17 protein-coding genes are annotated in these 16,531 nt (G+C 63.5%); 8 read left to right on the top strand and 9 right to left on the bottom strand.

Annotation, left to right across the window (positions count from 1 at the left end; genetic code table 11):
- The first annotated feature begins 162 nt into the window (after nucleotides 1–162).
- From SBP01_RS08455 to SBP01_RS08435, 5 genes are all read left to right on the top strand, one after another.
- The gene (locus SBP01_RS08455; protein WP_275215972.1) at nucleotides 163–933 is read left to right on the top strand and encodes a CHRD domain-containing protein; all 771 of its coding nucleotides are present in this window, start codon (nucleotides 163–165) and stop codon (nucleotides 931–933) included.
- A gap of 24 nt (nucleotides 934–957) precedes the next feature.
- Complete coding sequence (locus SBP01_RS08450; protein ID WP_275215973.1) at nucleotides 958–1,659, top strand: class F sortase; 702 nt, start codon at nucleotides 958–960, stop codon at nucleotides 1,657–1,659.
- A 54-nt stretch (nucleotides 1,660–1,713) separates the two neighbouring features.
- Nucleotides 1,714–2,346: a hypothetical protein gene (locus SBP01_RS08445; RefSeq protein ID WP_275215974.1), complete on the top strand. Its 633-nt coding sequence runs from the start codon at nucleotides 1,714–1,716 to the stop codon at nucleotides 2,344–2,346.
- A 49-nt stretch (nucleotides 2,347–2,395) separates the two neighbouring features.
- Nucleotides 2,396–2,842, top strand: coding sequence for a cupredoxin domain-containing protein (locus SBP01_RS08440; protein WP_320538097.1), 447 nt, complete (start codon nucleotides 2,396–2,398; stop codon nucleotides 2,840–2,842).
- Between the two features lie 224 nt (nucleotides 2,843–3,066).
- The gene (locus SBP01_RS08435; protein WP_320538096.1) at nucleotides 3,067–3,846 is read left to right on the top strand and encodes an isocitrate lyase/PEP mutase family protein; all 780 of its coding nucleotides are present in this window, start codon (nucleotides 3,067–3,069) and stop codon (nucleotides 3,844–3,846) included.
- Between the two features lie 1,164 nt (nucleotides 3,847–5,010).
- Here SBP01_RS08435 and SBP01_RS08430 read toward each other — a convergent pair.
- The 5 genes from SBP01_RS08430 to SBP01_RS08410 form a co-directional block, all read right to left on the bottom strand.
- Complete coding sequence (locus SBP01_RS08430; protein WP_320538095.1) at nucleotides 5,011–5,823, bottom strand: alpha/beta hydrolase; 813 nt, start codon at nucleotides 5,821–5,823, stop codon at nucleotides 5,011–5,013.
- Complete coding sequence (locus tag SBP01_RS08425; RefSeq protein ID WP_320538094.1) at nucleotides 5,820–6,293, bottom strand: SRPBCC domain-containing protein; 474 nt, start codon at nucleotides 6,291–6,293, stop codon at nucleotides 5,820–5,822. The genes SBP01_RS08430 and SBP01_RS08425 overlap by 4 nt, the downstream gene beginning before the upstream one ends.
- Entirely contained in the window at nucleotides 6,286–6,648 is a 363-nt protein-coding gene (locus tag SBP01_RS08420) for a metalloregulator ArsR/SmtB family transcription factor (protein WP_320538093.1), read from the bottom strand. Before SBP01_RS08420 ends, SBP01_RS08425 begins: the two co-directional genes overlap by 8 nt.
- Nucleotides 6,649–6,900: 252 nt before the next feature.
- A complete protein-coding gene (locus SBP01_RS08415) occupies nucleotides 6,901–7,284 on the bottom strand; it encodes a hypothetical protein (protein ID WP_320538092.1) in 384 nt (127 codons plus the stop codon).
- Between the two features lie 611 nt (nucleotides 7,285–7,895).
- Entirely contained in the window at nucleotides 7,896–8,084 is a 189-nt protein-coding gene (locus SBP01_RS08410; protein ID WP_320538091.1) for a YegP family protein, read from the bottom strand.
- A 395-nt stretch (nucleotides 8,085–8,479) separates the two neighbouring features.
- On the opposite strand from SBP01_RS08410, the gene SBP01_RS08405 reads away from it, so the two are divergent.
- Together SBP01_RS08405 and SBP01_RS08400 are read left to right on the top strand one after the other, a co-directional pair.
- Nucleotides 8,480–9,109, top strand: a complete 630-nt coding sequence (locus tag SBP01_RS08405; protein ID WP_320538090.1) for a DUF1345 domain-containing protein — start codon at nucleotides 8,480–8,482, stop codon at nucleotides 9,107–9,109.
- Nucleotides 9,110–10,200: 1,091 nt separating this feature from the next.
- Nucleotides 10,201–10,425: a hypothetical protein gene (locus tag SBP01_RS08400; protein ID WP_320538089.1), complete on the top strand. Its 225-nt coding sequence runs from the start codon at nucleotides 10,201–10,203 to the stop codon at nucleotides 10,423–10,425.
- Between the two features lie 1,303 nt (nucleotides 10,426–11,728).
- On the opposite strand, the gene SBP01_RS08395 is transcribed toward SBP01_RS08400, so the two are convergent.
- Both SBP01_RS08395 and SBP01_RS08390 read right to left on the bottom strand, forming a co-directional pair.
- On the bottom strand, nucleotides 11,729–11,953 hold the full coding sequence (locus tag SBP01_RS08395; protein ID WP_320538088.1) for a hypothetical protein: 225 nt from the start codon (nucleotides 11,951–11,953) through the stop codon (nucleotides 11,729–11,731).
- Nucleotides 11,954–12,815: 862 nt separating this feature from the next.
- On the bottom strand, nucleotides 12,816–13,085 hold the full coding sequence (locus SBP01_RS08390) for a hypothetical protein (protein ID WP_320538087.1): 270 nt from the start codon (nucleotides 13,083–13,085) through the stop codon (nucleotides 12,816–12,818).
- A 335-nt stretch (nucleotides 13,086–13,420) separates the two neighbouring features.
- On the opposite strand from SBP01_RS08390, the gene SBP01_RS08385 reads away from it, so the two are divergent.
- Nucleotides 13,421–14,053, top strand: a complete 633-nt coding sequence (locus SBP01_RS08385) for a DUF6766 family protein (protein WP_320538086.1) — start codon at nucleotides 13,421–13,423, stop codon at nucleotides 14,051–14,053.
- A 308-nt stretch (nucleotides 14,054–14,361) separates the two neighbouring features.
- Here SBP01_RS08385 and SBP01_RS08380 read toward each other — a convergent pair whose 3' ends face one another.
- Complete coding sequence (locus SBP01_RS08380; RefSeq protein WP_320538308.1) at nucleotides 14,362–15,078, bottom strand: TIGR03943 family putative permease subunit; 717 nt, start codon at nucleotides 15,076–15,078, stop codon at nucleotides 14,362–14,364.
- A gap of 25 nt (nucleotides 15,079–15,103) precedes the next feature.
- Nucleotides 15,104–16,186, bottom strand: coding sequence for a permease (locus SBP01_RS08375; protein ID WP_320538085.1), 1,083 nt, complete (start codon nucleotides 16,184–16,186; stop codon nucleotides 15,104–15,106).
- Nucleotides 16,187–16,531 lie beyond the last annotated feature (345 nt).

Here is a 16,531-nt window from a genome sequence, read left to right as displayed (position 1 = left end):
TGGCCCGGGTAAGGCACTTCGGTGCCGTACGGTGGCGGGCTGACCCAAGGGCACGTCGGCCGGGTCACATTCCCACCCATCCATTCCCGGTACTGCTCCGAAGTACGTCTGGCCCCTTCCGGGGTGCGAGGTCACACGCGCGTGTATGAGGAGATTTATTCAATGAAGAAGACCCTTCGCCTTATGGCGGTCCCCACCTTGGCTTTGGCCGCCCTGGCGGTTTCCGGTTCTCCCGCGATGGCAGCGGACCACTCCTACCAGTCCACTTTGGCTCAGATCAATGGCAGCACGGGCGCCGGCACGATCACGGTCGATGTCACGGGCAACCAGGCCCACGTTGTCCTGAAGGTATCGGGCATGCCCGCGACGTTCATGGACGCCCCGTACCCGCACGTTCAGCACATCCACGGCGGCGCCCAGGGCACCTGCCCGGCACCCACGGCGGATAAGGACGGCGACAAGGTCATCTCCACCACCGAAGGCGCCCCGTTCTACGGCGGAATCGTCACCACCTTGTCCACCAGCGGCGACACCAGCCCCGCGGCTGGCCTTGACCTGAAGGTCGGCGGCCAAGGCGCGGCCTACACCGTAGACCGCACCTTCGAACTGAACGCCGAGACCAAGGCAGCCCTGGAAGCCGGAACCGCTGTGGTCGTCGTCCACGGCCTGGACCCCGCCACCCTCAGCGCGGCAGGGCAGGCCGCCAAGAGCGACCTTGCACCGACCCTTCCGCTCGCCGCCACCTCCCCCGCACTATGCGGGACGCTGAAGGCAGGCCAGATGACCATGCCGGTCGGCGGCGCTGACACCGGAGTCACCGCGGAAACCGGGACCGACACCGGCGCCCTCGCCGTCGGTGGTGGCCTCGCCCTGGTCGCGCTCACCGGCGGAGCCTACGTGGTCCGCCGCCGTACCGCCGGTGCAGCGGCCTAAGCACCGGCTGACTGGATCGTTACTGTGAGCACAAAGAATCCCGGCCGCCTTGAGGGCCTCCGTGCCGCCACGGCGGCCGGGGTTCTGCTCCTGCTGACCCTGGCCGGCTGCAGTGCAGGAAGCAGCGGAACCCCCGACGCCGCCTCCCCACCCTCGGCGTCCGCCGCCGCGCCCGCGGCGGCCAGCCCCGCCGCGCCCGGTACCGCCCTCCCGGCTCCTGCTCCATCGAGTCCGGCTGCTACACCCCCGGTGGCCGGTCCCGCGGTGCTTCCCCGATCCGAGCCGGTGACCCTGAACATCCCGGCCATCGGTGTGCGAACCGACCTCCTGAAACTCGGCCTCCGGGAGAACGGCTCCCTCCAAGTCCCGCAGGATTCCGGCAGCGGTGCGCCCGCCGGCTGGTACAACGGCTCCCCCACCCCAGGGGAACGCGGTCCCTCCGTCATGCTGGGCCACGTCAACGCACTCGGCGGTGCCACCGGAGTCTTCGCAGATCTCCGCAAAATCACACCGGGCACTGATATCAAGGTCTCCCGAGCCGACGGCACCACAGCGGTGTTCACTGTCGATCACGGCGCGCAGTACAGCAAAGACAGCTTCCCCACCCTCGAGGTCTACGGCAACACCCCCGGAGCTGAGCTCCGGCTCATCACCTGCGACGGTTACGACCCCGCCACCCAGCTCTTCGATGACAACTACGTCATTTACGCGAAACTCAAAGCCTGAACCACGGAACTCCCGCTCCTACCGGAAGCGGCAAATGGCGCGAAAGGACTGGACATGAAACACCGAAAACACATGCTGGCTGCCCTGGCCCTCAGCTCGCTGCTGCTCTCCGGTTGCGCAGCAGCCGCCGGATCCGTCGGGCAGGCCGACACAGCAGTTATTCCCCCGTCGTCGTCAGCGGCTGCCGAAGCAGGGCACGCCGGCGGGCACAATCACGGTTCCTCCCCGTCCCCGGGCGCGCCCCAAGCCCAAGGCCCCAGCGACGCCGCCCTGATGGTGTGCGGGGACCAGCCCATGGACAGGCTCACCTCCATTCTGGATCTGGACTCGAAACCGCACACAGTCAACAACTGGGCCAACAGCACCTTCACCTGCACCTACCACCTCACCGAGGGAGCCCTGGAGATCTCCGTCAGGGAAGCAAAGGACCAAGCGTCAGCTCGCACGTACTTCGATGCCATGCAGGCCCTGGCAAAGGACGCCAAGCCCATTCAAGGCCTCGCGAACCTGGGCTTCCCAGCCTTCGAAACCGCCGACGGGTCAGCCGTGTTCCAAAAGGACAACTTCGTTCTCCAGGTTGATGCCACCGACCTGCCAGCAACCCTGGGACCTGAGAGCATCACCCGGAACGCCCTCGCCTACCAGCTCTCCACCACCATCCTGGCCTGCTGGGTCGAACACCACTGACAGGCGCACGCCGCAGATCACTACGGCAGCGCAGACGAAAGGTTTCACCATGAAAGCAAACACCAGGACACTCAGTGCCCTCGGACTCACGGTAACAACAGTCATGCTGGCTCTCTCCGGCTGCGGAACCTCGGGCATGTCAGCGTCCGGCACGACAGCAGCACCAACAGCCACGGAACAAGCAGCGTCGTCTGCGCCCATTACGGGACCTGTTACCTCGACCTCCAGCCCAAGCTCCTCACCCGCAGCGGCCGGCGCAGAGATACTGATCAAGGGCTTCAAATACCAGGGTACGGAAACGGTCAGCCCCGGAGCGACTATAAGTGTCACCAACGAAGACATCGAAGCGCACACCATCACCGCGGACACCAGTGCCACGTTCGATGCCGTCATTAAGGCCGGGACCGGCACCTTCACCGCCCCGACCAAACCCGGAACCTACCCGTACCACTGCACCTTCCATGGCAACATGAAAGGCACCCTCACCGTGAAATGACCCTTCACGGGATTGCCTGTCCATGGCGAACTGTCTCCGTCCGGGGCCGCAGTCCCCCTGGTCGGCGGGATTAGTTACTTTCCGCAATGTGCAGGAACCTCAGCCACTATGTGGTGGTTGAAGGTGCCCTGCACGGCATGTTCTTTGACCCACGGACTCGGAGGTCAACGAACATCCTCCTCAGCTTCCTTGCCAAGTGACCAACAGAAAACGGAGAAAATACAATGACCGGAACGAACACGTCAGAGCGGGCCCGGCAGTTGAAAGCGCTGCATGAGGCCCCGGAGATCCTTCGGGTTGTCAACGTGTGGGATGCCATCAGCGCAGCGACGGTCGCGGCGCTGCCGGAGACAAAGGCGATTGCGACGGCGGGCCACTCTATCGCCGCCGCATACGGCTACGCCGACGGGACGATGCCCCTGGAGATAGCGCTGGCAGGGGTCAAAATCATCGTGGACGCCGTTGACCTTCCCGTCACGGCCGATCTTGATGATGGTTACGACAACCCGGCCGAGACGATTCGCAGGGCCATTGGGCTCGGCGTTGTCGGGGCCAACGTTGAAGACCGGCTGCGGCCCTTCGATGAAGCAGTCGCCCGCGTGCAGGCCATCATGGCCGCCGCCAACGACGAAGGCATCGCGTTTCAGCTAAACGCCCGCACGGACGCGATCGCGCGGGCCGGTGACAGGCCCCTCAAGGTCAGCATCGATGACGCCATCAGCCGGGGCCGCGCATTCCTCGACGCCGGCGCCGCGCTGGTCTTCGTGCCGGGAGCACTCACCCGCCAGGTCATTGAGCCTCTGGTGGAGGGACTCGGCAGCGGAAAGCTCTCAGTCATCGGCGCACCGGGGGCCCTGCCCGCAGCCGAACTGCAGGACCTCGGGGTAGCCCGGGTCTCCTACGGCCCGTTCACGCAGCGTGTCGCCCTGCGCGCGCTCCGCGACCTCGCCACCGACCTTTACGGGACGGGCGTCCTTCCCGCCGACACGCCGCCCCTGAATTAGACAAAGACCAAGTCGGCCGATGGTGCCCCTGCGAACAGCAGATGACAGCATTGGGGGCGCGTTCGCACTGCTCTACAAACTCGTCCTGAGTTTATAAAACAACTCAATTCGCGCTCCGCCATTTCCTTGAGGTGACCCACTGGAGGGTTCTTCAGTTGTTGCCATTTGAGGCCGGATGAACATCCCTGGGTCGAACTCTCGGCCCATAGCCGTGATTACGACAACTACGTTGATGCCTGATCCGGGGGAGGGACGGCTCGGTGACCGGACTGAGGGCGGTCCGCGTCCAGCCGGCCGACCGAAGTACCAAGACGTAAGCCTTGGCCCCGGCCCGCGAAATCGTCGTCCAGCGTGTACCTACGGAACTCGGTTCCAGGTTCGGCTCGCCTTCGGGCCGCCCACCGACTGGCCAGGCTCAGCGAACTCATTTTCAGCTCCGGATCAGTGGCCAGGTCATGCCGTTCCCCCCGCGTTCCTGCATGAACAGGTATCAGGGAGCGGAAGTTCCGGACCGGCCGCAATCCTCGGTCGATCTGAAGAATATTCAGCAAGTCATGTTGTGCGCGGCCCTGGCCGCAATGAATTGGTGTACGCGTAAACCCGACGGAAGGACGAACGAGGATGAACACCCAGAAGAGATCGCACAGGGCGGTACCCGGTCCGCCGTAGGCAGCCGCTCCCCCACACTACCGAATAGGCCGCTCCGGGACCCCAGACACCCGGAACATCAGATCAGAGGCGAGAGTGTGCACAATGTGCACACGAAGAAACACAAAAAGGCCCCTGACCTGCGGAAACACTGTGCCCGAGGTGGGACTCGAACCGCATTCCAGGCCCCGGAAGCACAGGGAACTCCGGAAAAGATAGGCAATCCGAGCCAGTCCGACCGTTGTACAACCTGATCCGAAGCCCAAAGTGTTGACACTGTCAACACTTCCCTTTTGTCCACTCCGTCCTACTCCCATGGGCCTCCGCGACCGCGGCGCCACCGCGCGCAGCTAGAGGCGCCCAAGCCAAACACCCTTGGACTCGTCCGAATGGCAGGGCGATCAAACGTTTATTATCGAGGATTACTCGGACCATCCGATCCTACTTGTTGGCCGATTTTGGGCATGTCTTACTCTGGTTTGTCGGCACAATGGATCTGGTGGCGTCCGCCGGTAGTCAGCCGGCGAAGAACGCGGGGAGTTCTGCGGCCATTACCGTGTTTGAGACCTGGTGTGTTTGGCCTGCGAGCGTACGGTGCTGGGCTTGGGGGATTGCGGTGGCTGTTGTTGTTTGGGCCGCGGCCATTGCTGGGGCGGCTTTACCACCGACCATGACCAGAGTCGGTACAGCGATGTCGGCGAGCCGGTCGGTGGGGACGGTGAAGTTGTTGAGCACGGCGACTTCGTAGGGGAGGGTGTTGGCGGCGTCTTTTTGGCTCTTCCAGACCTTCGGCATGAGTCGGAGCATAACGGGCACAAACGCTGGGACGCCGACCATTTTGACCAGGAAATAGGAGACCATCGCACCGCGTTTGTTCCGGGCGAGCAGTGAGTTCAGGTGGCCAGCGTGGTCGACGGGCGTCCCGTCGGTGTTCCCGATTCCTGTGTAGGGGGCTTCATAGGTGGCGAGCTTGCGGATCGGGACGCCGGCCGCTGCGGCTTCGAGGGCGAGGGCGGCACCGGAGGAGATGCCGTAGACAAAGGCGTTGCCGCCCGCATGGTCGATGACTGCAGCGAGGTCCTCGATTTCGCGTTCCACGGAGTAGGGGCGGGTATCTCCGCTGTCTCCGCGGCCTCGTCGGTCGTAGAAGTATACGGTGAAGGAACCGGCCAATTTCTCGGCGAGGGGCCGGGCTGGTCCGAAGGACCGGCCGCAGAAGGCCCCGTCCACAAGCACCAGACAGGGGCCGGTTCCGAGGTGTTCGACCGAGATGGGTGTCCCGTCCGTCGAGGTGATTTGGGTGATCTGCGTTTGGGGGGTGGTTTTCATGCTGTGGGCCTTTCGAGAAGGGTGTCGAGTTTGGTGAAGGACAGAGCCCACCCGTCGCGGGTCATGTCCCGGATCTCGTCCGTGAACGGGCCCTGGTGGAGTGTCATGCGGGTCCGGTCGCCGTGATCGTGGAATTGAAGGCGCAGCACGACGTTGTCCACGGGTCCGGCCGCGGTCAATGCGGTCAGTTGGACGTCAAGGAATTCAGGCGCCTGGAAGGCCACAATGCGGCCCCGGATAGGGTGGGTGGCTCCGGTGGCGTTGTCGACCATTGTCAACTCCCACCGTCCGTGTTCGACGAGGTCCACCATGACACTTTCGAGCGGTACGTCCACTCCTTCGGGCCCGAACCAGGTGGCGAGGAGCCGGGGTTCAGTCCAGAACCTCCACACCACGTCCCTGGGTGCGGCGAAGGAGCGGGAGATGAAGACATCATGTTCCGTGACTTCCTGCGGGCGGCCCTTAGACATCGTGTCCCGGGCCTTTCTGCGTGGTGTGGCGCTGAAAGGCGGCCAGTGCGCCGTCGAGCTTGTCGAAGGACGCACCCCAGAACTTCTTATACCGTTCCATGTACTCGCTCGCTTCCTTGAGCTTGTCGGGTTCCAGATGACTGAGCCGGGCAGTTGCCACGCGGTTCCTGGTGATCAGACCGGCATTCTCCAGGACCTTCAAATGCTTGGAGATGGCCGGCTGGCTGATCTTGAACGGTGCCGCGAGATCGGAGACCTGCGCGTCGCCGTCGGCGAGCCGTTGCAGAATCGCCCGCCGCGTCGGATCGGCCAACGCTCCGAACACTGCACTCAATCCATCAACCATCAAAACCATAACCTAACTGTTCTATAACCGGATGGTTTTATAGTAAATAGCGTCGAGTTGGTCGTCAAGCATCCTCCGCATTCGGTTCGGACACCAGACACCCGCATAACCATGGATGGCGAAGCAATACTCTTCGAACAGTCCGCACTCTGGGAGTCGCGAATGGAATACGATGCCAACGCTTTGTTGCTGCCCTCGTCTCGCAGCTCCAGGCCCCCGCAAGAGTCGCGCGAGGCTTCGTCACAACCGCAGCCATCACCCTCACGGCTCACGGCCGCGCGCCCGGATAACTTCAACGACCCTGCCCAGGGCCAGTGGGAATGAAACCACCGCCGCCAGGTGACGCGACAGGTTGTAGAGGTTCATCAGTATCGCCCAGCCCACGAAAGCCTCTGGCAGCCCGACGCAGATGGTCACCCAGACAGGGTTGCCGCGGACTCCGGCCCAGACAGCGGGCGCAAGGGACAACGCAGAGCCGGCGACGATGAAGCGGCTGCCAATCCACGTCTCCTCCTGCTCGGCCGGAGTCGGCAGCCAGAGATACCAGTCGGCGCGCACAATCCCGTAGCCGATCAGGGTCATCGCGGCGAGGACGAGCAGGGCCCACGCAATGGTCCCGGTCCATCGGCTGCTTGCGGCAGACATCGTGTTCCCCCTTCGCCTCGTAGCGCTTGCAGTTGCCGGACGAACGAGTGTGTTTCCCCTGAGCTGTTACCCGGCGATCAGGCCGTCGGCTCGTCTTAGCTCCGTCGGCGCTGCCACCGCCAGGCATGCCAGACAATCAAACCCCATGAAGGTCGAGGTTCCGATAGAGACGCTTTTGGGGCAAATGTAGACAGGAGGTAGGTCGTCGTGACGCTGTCTGTCTTTGAACAGCCGGAGGAGCGTTGATGAGGCTGCAAATCCGCCGATAACCAACGCGCCTGCTAGCACCCACAGCACACCGATGAACGGGTTCAATTTTAGGGCCCGAACGATCAAGATCTTCAGACGATCCTTCACCCGATGGCGCCACCGGGTTTCGGTCCCCGTCCGCCTCATGAAATCCGATTACTCCACATTGGTGCTGGTCCATGCGCTCCCCCGTCGCTACCAGCAGCCTACGCAGGCTGTGAAACCATCAGCCTAACCGCCACCGTTGGGGAAGGCGCCGAAGGCTGCCGCCAGATCCATGCGTAGGGCCTGAACAGGCTAAGGGCCCCGTACAGGATCGTGCAGGGCCCTCGTGGAACGTCGCGGCGCAGGTGCTGACTGGCCTACTTTTCGGTCTTCTCGGTCAAATCCACGACAGCTGACTGGGCGTTGTTCTTCACGGATTGGATGCCCTCCCGGGCGGCTGCCTTGGTTTGTAGGACCCCCGGTGGCGATGACTTCCGCGTTGCCGCCTCGGGCCGGAACCGGAATCCCCCCGATTTATCGTTGTAGATCTCGAACTTCCCTGCCACGGATCCTCCTTCAGATTCGCCGTCATCCTCGACGGCTCAGACAGATACTACGAGGCCACCGTAGGAGCACGGGGGTGTCCGTGTCAGTGGGCTCGGGGGCTCCGGCCTGGGAATCGATGATGTCCCCAATGGCCGGGACCCGGGTAGCGCCTAACCCTGGAAACAGGTACCGCGACCAATGTACGGCGCACGTGAGCTCCCCTAATGTGTGAAGCGGGGGCCGGCGGTGAGTGGTGCGATCTATGGTCGTCGTGCCACCCCCAGCCATCGCCGGCCCCTTTCCTGGTTCTTGGCTTCTCAGCTACCCAGCGGCACCCCACGGCCTCATGCGAAGCCCTCTTTTGGTGGGAGCCCTGCTTGCAGCTGAGAAGGAAGGACCAGCGGGGACTTTAGTAATGTCGCATCTTGATCGCAAAGCCCTAATGTCGGCCATCATCGGCCTAGTTATCGCGTTCGTTCCGGCGCTGTTCGGTGCTCCCGAGCTCGGGCCATTAATCGGATGGTCGGCCGCCGGCGGCGTCTTCCTGGCTTGGGCGTGGACAAAAGCGTGGCCCGCTGGGCCGGAGGCTACGGGTGAACTTGCCCGCCATGAAGGCCAATCACGACGGCTCGTGGACTCCCTCATCATCAGCGCGACGTTCATCAGCCTCGTAGCGGTCGTGTTTGCACTGATCCGCAGCCAACAAAAGGATTTCATCGGCGTGGCCGCGGCGATCCTGGCGGCCCTCGGCGTGGTGCTCGCGTGGGCGCTCGTCAACACCGTTTACGCCTTCAAATACGCCAGAATGTACTACCACGACGACCGCCATCACTTCCGCTTTAACCAGGACGAAGACCCGTCCTACAGCGACTTCGCCTACGCCGCATTCTCAACCGGCATGTCATACAACGCGAGCAACGTGAACGAGTCATCCACCCCCTCCCGCCGCATCTCCCTCGGGCACGCTCTACTCTCCTACTTCTTCGCCACCTTCGTCGTCGCAGTGGCGATCAACCTTGTCGTCAGCCTGGGCCAATCCAGTTGACTATGACACGGGCTGGGTGCCTGTCCTCACAGACGCCACCCCTTCCCCAAAGGACTCTTGCGCCCGTATCCAGGAACCACGATGACTCCATCCCAAGAACCGTCGACGCAGCCAGTGGTCAATACTGCGGCTCGTGCAGAAGAGTCCCGCCGGCCGCCGGATTCCTAGCACAGCGATAGATACCAAACCTGCCCGACATGCTTGCCGCCAACCCCTGACTCCCCTATCAGAAGCAGCACCGCTGTCCGTGCTGCACATAACCGTCTTATCGTCTGTGTGGAAAACGGGACGACCCCCACTTCGCGCCAGACGTGACTGCCCCGGCTTTTGTTGACTGGGGTCTTGGGCCGCTTTGAGCGCGGGTCCGGTTGGTTGTTTCCGGGCGAACGGGCTCCTTTGCTCTATCCCGTTCCCGGGCGCCCCTTGCCAACCGGATGGTAAGCATGCTTATGATAGGTACAGCCGCATGCGAACGGCTGACACGAAGAACCAAGAAGGCGCACTCAGTGAGCGGGGTGCGCCTTTTTCGTGCCCGAAGGGCTAGGGTGAGCTTTTCCATGCTCTTGCTCAGTCGTTCCGACAAGCGGAGACTTGACTCATTGGGTTATGCAGTCAGCAGAAGCGGTTGCCAGTGAAAGCTGGGACACCTTGTCCATTCAGACTGACCCCTCTCCCTCCCACGACCTGCAACGGCCGAGCCCTGTACGCGCCGGGCACCGTTCCGGTACGCATCAGGTATCCCCGTCATGAGCGCGGCCCAGGCGCTGGCCTTGATATTCGTTGCTGCCTTCACATGGCTCGGGCTGACCACCGTTGTCCTCCTGCACCTGCGGCGTCGCAGGCGAGGGTCCTCCAAGGTGGCGTCGGCACCCACGCATCCGGTCCCCCTCCGCGATCGCCGTCACAGGCCCTGGCGCCGCACCCAACCCATAACCAGTCAGAGCCCCACCCAGCGGCGACTCAGGGTGAAGCTTAGAAGAGTCCGCGGGTGACGCCAGCCAGACGTGACACTGGGCAGTCCGCCAGGAAGCGGGGCAGCCACCATTCAACAAACATCACCCCTTGAGGGTGACCAGTTCTTGGGAGCAGACATGGACGCCGGGACGATCCTCGGGTTCAGCTTCGAATACGCGGCCGCCATGGCCGGGATCTTCCTCCTGTACCTCCCGGTCATCATCCTGGTCGTACTTCTGCTGATCGCCGGCGGTGTCCTGCAATTGCTGCTGCTGCCGTTCGCCATACTCATCAGAAAACTTCGCCGACGGCCTGAGCCGGACACGGACGCACTACGGTTCCTGGACCGCACCCTGCGCTGAATGAACAGGGGTCGAGGCAAGCATGCCGCAAGTACGCCGTTGGTGCCCGGCCACTTGCCGGGCACCAGGGCCTTGCATGCGTCCTCAGGGAGCGCGTTTTGGTACGTGTAGCACAACCACGCCGCTGCAGCCTTGTCCTGGGCATTTCCCTTCCTGGCAATCCGGACCAGGTTTTCGTTCAGGTCCTTCGTGGAGTCCATGAAGTTCTTTGCCTTGTTGGGGCCGAGCCCCTGAACGGCACCGCCCAACGACTTGTAGAGTGCGTCCTGGCTCTTCAGCTTCCCGGTCAGGCCGTCACAGCCCACACCCACAGCCAACTGGACAGTCTTTGAGTCCTTGCTTTGCCGGTAAAGGTTCGTGATGTCCGCTAATGGCTCGGACCAGCCCGACTGGCTCTGAGCGTTTCCCGCTACCGAGGTCATCGCATCTGCACTGACCCCTGTAGAGCCTGGATTGCCGGGATAATTCCTCGGCGGAGATGGCAATCTCGCTCGATGCTTTGCCTACCGACTGAAGCTCGTGAACGGCCGAGGGGCCAAGCTTGACGACACTCTTGCAGCCGGTGCCCAGCGTCGCGACGAGCGAGGCGCATACGACGGCGGTTAACCATGGCCGGAACGTCTGCTTCACGTCGGGCTCCCTTCAAGGAAAAGCCCCAGCTCGGCCAGAACTGCATTCTGGCACCCTAAGTCCGGGGCTACAAGGGTCAGCCCTAAACCGGGTGGCGGCGCAGCCCGTGCCGGGCTCATGGGCAGACCGTGGGCCCCCCAAATAAGCGGACCGGCCCACGGTCGGAGACCCGCCTCCACGGGCCCCTACACCTGTTACGCCTCATTGCGGCTCCAGGCGGTCTTGACCCTCTCCCGGTCTGCGTCCACCACGGCGTCTGGTCAGCTCCGCGTCAACGAGGCTCAGGAGCTCTCGGGCTGCCCGCGAGTCACCGGCGTCAGCGCATTGTTCAAAACCGCGGCGCAACCGGACCAGGTCGCGCGTTGCCGTGAGCTTGGTCAACATCCTTCCACGAGCACAAGCTGGCTAGGTCAAGGAGTCAACAAAACCGGGGGCAGTCCCGAATGTGGGAATCCTGACACGGGTCTTCAGCAAGCGCAACCGCAGTCTTCGCGACGTCGCTGCCAAACTAGTCCGACAGCTATCCGGCGGCTGTGTCGCCACCTAGTTCAACTGATTTGTCGCCGCTTCTCGGCCGGGAGGAGGGGCCCCGATTGTGCCGGTTCATGGCCTCAGCGGCGATCGGACCACAGAGCACGAGTGGATTTCCGTTGGCCGTCCTCCGCTGCGGTGGTCAGGTCCCGTGAATCTTCCAACCTTCAGCCGGGGAGTAGGTTGCGAGGACGGAACCCTCGCCAAAGGCTGGATTCGAGCTCAGGGTCTCCCGCAAGATGACCGATGTGCAGGGCAAACCCCGCAAAGCGAGTTTCACCGTGGTGAGCGCGTCGCTGGGGCTGACGCCGTGGATGCGTGAACGGCCGACGGCCCGGACCGCCACGTATTCGATGAAGTACGGCATGCACGGAAGCATGACATTTCCTTCAGATCCGGTATACGGCCTTGAGGCACCCCCCGTGGGCAGCGCGCCGGTTAACAGGCCTGCCCTCACGCAGGACGCTGGCATGCAAAAGGGCGGCCAGTCTTCCGCCGCGACTGCTTCAACAACCTGCTGTACCTACCGGACCGGCGCGCCACTCGTCTTGGTCTTCCGGTCGGAGGGGCGCGGCGCGGTCCAGATCTTACAGCGGACGGTGCACCTGCGGAATCGTTCCATTGCCACCACCTGGGCGGCGGCGGATCCGTGTGGACCGACCAACATCAGAGGGATGTCCAGCATGGTGATTTTTGGGCCGCAGCGCCGGCAGGGACGCCCGTCATTTGGAGCGGACTGCTTCCCGTCGGAGCCGTCAGCGCAGGGTAGTTCTCCAAGATTCGGGACCGCTGGACGGCCCTGCACGCGGTTTCGGCAAGGGCATAAGTCTGGAAGCCGCCAGTCGCTATAAGGTCACCGCGCCCTGCGTCGGAGCCTCGGGTGCCCGGATGTTCCTGGCCCAGCAGGATGCACAGACCGGCACCAGATTCTATGAGGTATCGGTCGGGTGCTTCAAAGGAGTCCACACCCAGTTCATCGAACTCCAGCGAGGCTACGTCCCGGCGCACCTGTTGCTCCCTGGCCCGGAAGACACGCCCCGGACCGGAGCCGTGGACGGCATCCGCGTGAGGGCGGGACTAAGTACTGGTCGTCGCCGTACTGGTCGTCGCCCCGATGGTCCCCCGCTTCGAGGTGTTCACATTTAGCGCCTACCGAAGGATGGATTCGTTTGGCCGCACTCACACCATGCAGGCTCTCTGAGCCTGCGGTCCCCCGGGCTACCGAAGATTTACCCTGACAGGTCCCGCGTCCCGGCGGACGTGGTCACCGGCAACTCCTGAGCCGATTGCGTGGGGGTTGCTGCGTTCTCTTGGGGCCCGGCTGCTGGAGCTGCAGTGGTCCTGCGGATGCCCTCCTCGATCGCCAGTTCATACCAGGTCTCGGTGCCTGGCACTGGTGAGGGTGTGTCGAGGTTCCGGTAGAGGGCATCGGTGAGGCTGCTGAGCTCTTGGGCGCTCAGGCTGCTCAGAATCACCTCCGGGTCCCGCGGATCGTTCATAAGCTGGAAAACCTTGGACGTCATCGCGCGGGACCCCGTTCAGTAGTGCCGTTTTCAGTACTTTCCATAGCGGGCTCCATCGGAGGCGTTCAAGCTGGCTTGTTGGACTACCTGTAGCCGTTCGAGTCTAGGGCTCGGTGGGAACCGCCACAATCTTTGAAAACGCCCGGCAATCGGGGACACGAGGGGAAGTGCGCTGACTTTTCCGTTGCGGCGGGGTGCCGGGTTGGTTAGATAGGAGTCCGCGGCATTCGTCCGCGGAGCGGGGCCGGGGACTCCACTGAAGATTCAAGAAGGGGAACCCGATGCGTGGATGGGTCAGGAATCACGGGCTTTTGGTAGCGAATGTAGTGCTTTTTGTGGTCTTTTTTGGCGGGATGATCCTGTCCGGGGCTGCGTCCTACAGTGAGGACCAGCTCGCCCACGGCCAGGAGGCGGTCTCGGTCTTCCAGTATCTGGGGACGGGCGCGTTCGTGGAAGCCACGTTTGAGAACTGGGAATCCGAGTTCCTTCAGATGGGAATGTACGTCGTGCTGACGGCCTACCTGTTCCAGAAGGGGTCTTCCGAGTCCAAGCCGATCGGCAAGGATGCGCCGCAGGACCAGGACCCTCGGACGGCGAAGCAGGGCCCGGACACGCCGTGGCCGGTCCGCCGGGGCGGCTGGGTCCTGAAGGTCTACGAACACTCCCTCTCCGGCCTGTTCTTCCTCTTGTTCCTAGGCTCCATGATCGGCCACGCCCTGGGCGGGGCCGCGGACTACAGCGAAGAACAGCTCGCCCACGGCCAGGAGCCGGTCACGGTCCTGGAATACCTGGGAACCTCACGGTTCTGGTTCGAGTCGTTCCAGAACTGGCAAAGCGAATTCCTGGCCGTCGCAGTGATCGTGGGGGCCTCCGTGTACCTGCGGGAAATCCGCTCCGCCGAATCAAAACCCGTCGCCGAACCCCACTACGAAACCGGAACTTAACGCCGCCCAGGTCGCTGCTGCATAGTTTTTGCCAAGGAATGTGCCCGCCTATCGGGTCATCGGGAACGGCGGGAATGTTCCACTCGATGGATACCCCCAAGGCCCGTAGGGTCCATGTTCGGAAAGCCCGCCGATCCCCCATCGGCGGGCTTTCTTCCCGTCAATGCGCAACGGGCAGCGGCCACCGCGTCCGGCGTCGATGCCGGGCTGGCCCTCGCAGGGTGTCCTTGATAGCCGCAAAGGGGTGCGAAGGACAGAGTACGGTCGATGATGCCGGGTAACGCTCGGGCGGGCGACTGGTGTCGGAGCTAGTGGAGGTAGGGGCGTTCCGGTTCGGTGGTGGGCGTGATCTGGGCATCCGTCAGGAGGATGGGGTTGGTGCTCTCCGGGTTCGGGTTGGGTCCGAATCCGCCGGTCGCCGCAACCCAATTCCCTGTCTTGAACTGCGTCTGCCAGCCGGGCGCCCGGACCGGGACCCCGACCGGCTGGGCATCCACGGTGCAGCAGCTGACCACAAAACGGGTGACGTAGAAGACGTTGGTCGGGTCCTGCGGATCGGCCGTGATGAATCCCGTGACCGTGGGCTTCTTGTCGGCGAAATAAGACGCATCGGGGCTGTAGCGCAGCAGGGAGGCCCAGTCCCTGAGGGTGAAGGTGCCGGGATCGTTCCGGAGCAGGTCACTCGTCTGGTGCCGGCTCAGCGTGCCGGAGCGGTTCAGGTCCCGGTGGTTGGCGGCTTCGGCCGTCAACGGTGACGGCGGCAAAATCAATAGTCCCAGGACGGCGGCGGTCACCATCAGGAGGCTGCCCGCCGCCCGCAGCCGTCCGGGCACCGGGACCCCCGCGTCCGGGTGCCCCGGGTCTTCGCTGCGCTCCTGGCGCATGATGAAGCCGGCGATCGAGACAGCGGCGGCAAGCAGGGCCATGGACACGGTGAACGGAACGTAGCGCGGGTGGATGTACAGCTCGAGCTTGCCCGTGAGGGCCAGCCACAGGGTGGCGGCGGTGCCGATCAGGCTCAGCATCACCCCGTGCCTCCCGGCGAACCCTTTAAGAAGCAAGGTTGACCCCCCATCCGAGTACCAGGGCGCACAGCGCGATAAGCGCGGTCAGGTGCACGAGCGTCCTGGAGGTGAAGGTGGTTCTCAGGAGAGCGAGCATTTTCACGTCGATCATCGGGCCGAACACCAGAAACGCCACAATCGACCCGGGCAGGAAGGTGGCACCGAAGGAGAGGATGAAGAACGCGTCCACGGTGGAGCAGATCGAGACGACGAAGGCCAACACCATCAGGGCAAGCACCGACCACAGCGGGTCACTGCCCAGGGCGACCAGAACATTGCGCGGCACGCCTACCTGGATGAGCCCGGCCAGGCCCGCGCCGATGAACAGCGCCGGCATCATGGCGTTCGCTTCGTGCTGGAACAGCTCAACGCTTTGCCGCATCTTCCCGTGTGCTGCGTGATGATGGGCCTCCGTGTTGCAGGCTGCTTCGAACCGCGGCGTCAGCAGGCGGGAGGGTTCCCGGTTGCGGCTGTAGATCGAACCCACGAGGTTCGCGATCATAAAACCGCCCGCGATCCGCCAGGCAAGGATGCCGCTGTCCCAGCCAAACGCCTGCTGCGTCGTGATGATCGTGACAGGATTCAGGATGGGGGCTGCGAAGAGGAACGTCATGGACTCGCCCACAGCCAGCCCTTTCAACATCAGCCCCCGGGTTGTGGGTACGTTCCCGCACTCACACACCGGCATCAGCATCCCTAAAAGCGAAAGAACCATCCGTCTTAGGACCGGGTTGGAGGGTAGCCACCGGAACATGAAGTCCGGCGGCAACCATACCTGCACGAGGATTGAGACCAGGATGCCCAGAAACACGAAGGGCAGGGATTCGATGATCACGCTGATCGCGAGAGTGAAGAAATCCCGCGCAGCGCCCTCAATTCCGGCCGTCGAGGACGGGGCGAGGGTTCGGAAGACAAAAGCGATGGTGGCAATCACGCCCATCGCCAGGACCAGATTGAGCCGCCGGTATCCGGCACTGCGGCGTTTCTCCGTCTCTGCCTGCCCGCCCAGGTCCCCCAGTGGCGCGGCGGGGAACGGCACATTCTCTGACCCCGGCCCCGGTTGGCTCATGCAGCGAGGTTAGTAGCCCGGTCCCCCGCAGGCAAGAGAGAATGTGCTTTCTGCCGGGCCCTTTCGCTGCCCGGCACCTACCGGCCCCCAACGGGCCCTGCGACGATGACACACGCTGAACCGGCCTGACGAAACACTAAGCGGAAAAGTCCTGCAGGACATCAGCGACGAAGGCGTGCCGGAAGGAATAGCCCGGACGCTAGAGCTTCGGAGTGATGAATCACAGGAGTTAGCCGGGTGCGGTGCACGCCTGGAAGCATCCGGCCCCGATGGCTGAGGTCATCCCGCCCTTCGACCACCCAGGGGGCTGTTGCCCCGGCCAAGCTCCTCAAGACCATCCCGGCC

Origin of the sequence: Pseudarthrobacter sp. IC2-21, assembly GCF_034048115.1 — a bacterium.
Classification (GTDB): Bacteria; Actinomycetota; Actinomycetes; order Actinomycetales; family Micrococcaceae; genus Arthrobacter; species Arthrobacter naphthalenicus.
Note: the sequence above shows the minus strand (reverse complement) of the source record. Positions and strands in the feature narration are given on the sequence as shown.